The 1,444-nt window shown below is 45.8% G+C and carries 2 protein-coding genes; both read right to left on the minus strand.

The window, feature by feature from the left end; all coding sequences use genetic code 11:
* Nucleotides 1-214 precede the first annotated feature (214 nt).
* Nucleotides 215-595: a hypothetical protein gene (locus ABYP33_RS19130; RefSeq protein ID WP_008248517.1), complete on the minus strand. Its 381-nt coding sequence runs from the start codon at nt 593-595 to the stop codon at nt 215-217.
* A 542-nt stretch (nt 596-1,137) separates the two neighbouring features.
* Nucleotides 1,138-1,444: hypothetical protein (locus ABYP33_RS19135; RefSeq protein WP_373092948.1), on the minus strand; the 307-nt coding region annotated here is incomplete at its 5' end.

Genomic DNA, 1,444 nt, shown 5'->3' on the forward strand with positions numbered 1-1,444 from the left:
CATGCCAACAACCATAGTCGTGGTCAGAAGAACCAACTCAGTGGTCATGATGAAACCGCCCTGCTTCTTGTTGCGGATGCTTGATTTGCTTTGAATCTTCATAGTGTTCACCTGTGTGTTTGAAAGTATGTTTTAAGTTTGCCTTTTAAAATTTCGTGTCAGTGTCTTGAATTCGTTTAAGCCTTAGCGCCCTCAGGCGCTAAGGAAGCCGCCCTTAGAGAGGCGAAGTCTGCAAACCAGCGCTAGAAGCCTGAGTATCGGCAGTGTTAGTGCTACCTGGGCCTTCGTCTGAGTCAACGACAAAGGTGAAGCCAGTGTCGTCGCCAGCCAGTGCGTCAATTGCATCATCAAAGCCTGAACCAGCAATAACCGCGGTGTTCTGATTGTTCTTGATACCGTCAAAGGCGTAGCTTTGATCTAGGGCGCCAATCGCTTCAGCCACATCTTCCATTTCGGCGTTAACTGAATCGCGCATTGATACTAGGCCTACGATCATGCCAACAACCATAGTCGTGGTCAGAAGAACCAACTCAGTGGTCATAATAAAACCGCCCTGCTTCTTGTTACGGATGCTTGATTTGCTTTGAATCTTCATAATATTCACCTTTAAATGTTTTAAGTTTGTTAATCATTAATTTCATGGTTTGGCGAAATTCGCTGATCTCAACCAGACCATTTCTGAATTTCTGATTAGTAGATTGCAGGTGACGTGCCAGACTTGCACAAACACTAAAAAATTATTAATTATTGTTATAAAACAAACACTTATTACACGCTAAATAGAAAATAAATGGGGGCCTCTAGGCCAACTATCAAGATGAATTAGCGCCTAAAGCAAGGTGATTTGCATTATGCAAAGCAGTTTATGTGGTTTTGAGCGGTGCCGGCTGATCCTACCGAATACCCATTGCCAGACGTGGCTGATAAACCGATATGTTTTGATCGCTAGTACTGGGTATTTATCTCGAAGGGTTGCGACAATAGCCACATGCTAGCCATAGCCGCCCAGCTTAATTCAGCGATGAATCACCCTAATCAGTTTCTCTACGCCAATAGCAAAAAAGCGATGCAGCCAGAGGCTGCATCGCTTTTGATTGGAACCCTAGCGCTAAGGCCAAGGTACTTAAGGACTTAACCTTACAAAGGTGAAGTCTGCAGACCGGCGCTAGACGCCTGAGTATCAGCAGTATTGCCTGTTGGGCCTTCGTCATTGTCGATAGTGAAGGTAAAGCCAGTGTCGTCGCCAGCCAAAGTGTCAACTGCGTCATCAAAGCCTGAACCAGCGATAACCGCAGTGTTCTGGTTGTTCTTGATACCGTCAAAGGCGTAGCTTTGATCCAGGGCGCCAATCGCTTCAGCCACATCTTCCATTTCGGCGTTAACTGAATCGCGCATTGAGACAAGGCCTACGATCATGCCAACAACCATAGTCGTGGTCAGAAGA

Source organism: Zhongshania sp. (assembly GCF_041584495.1).
GTDB lineage: Bacteria > Pseudomonadota > Gammaproteobacteria > Pseudomonadales > Spongiibacteraceae > Spongiibacter.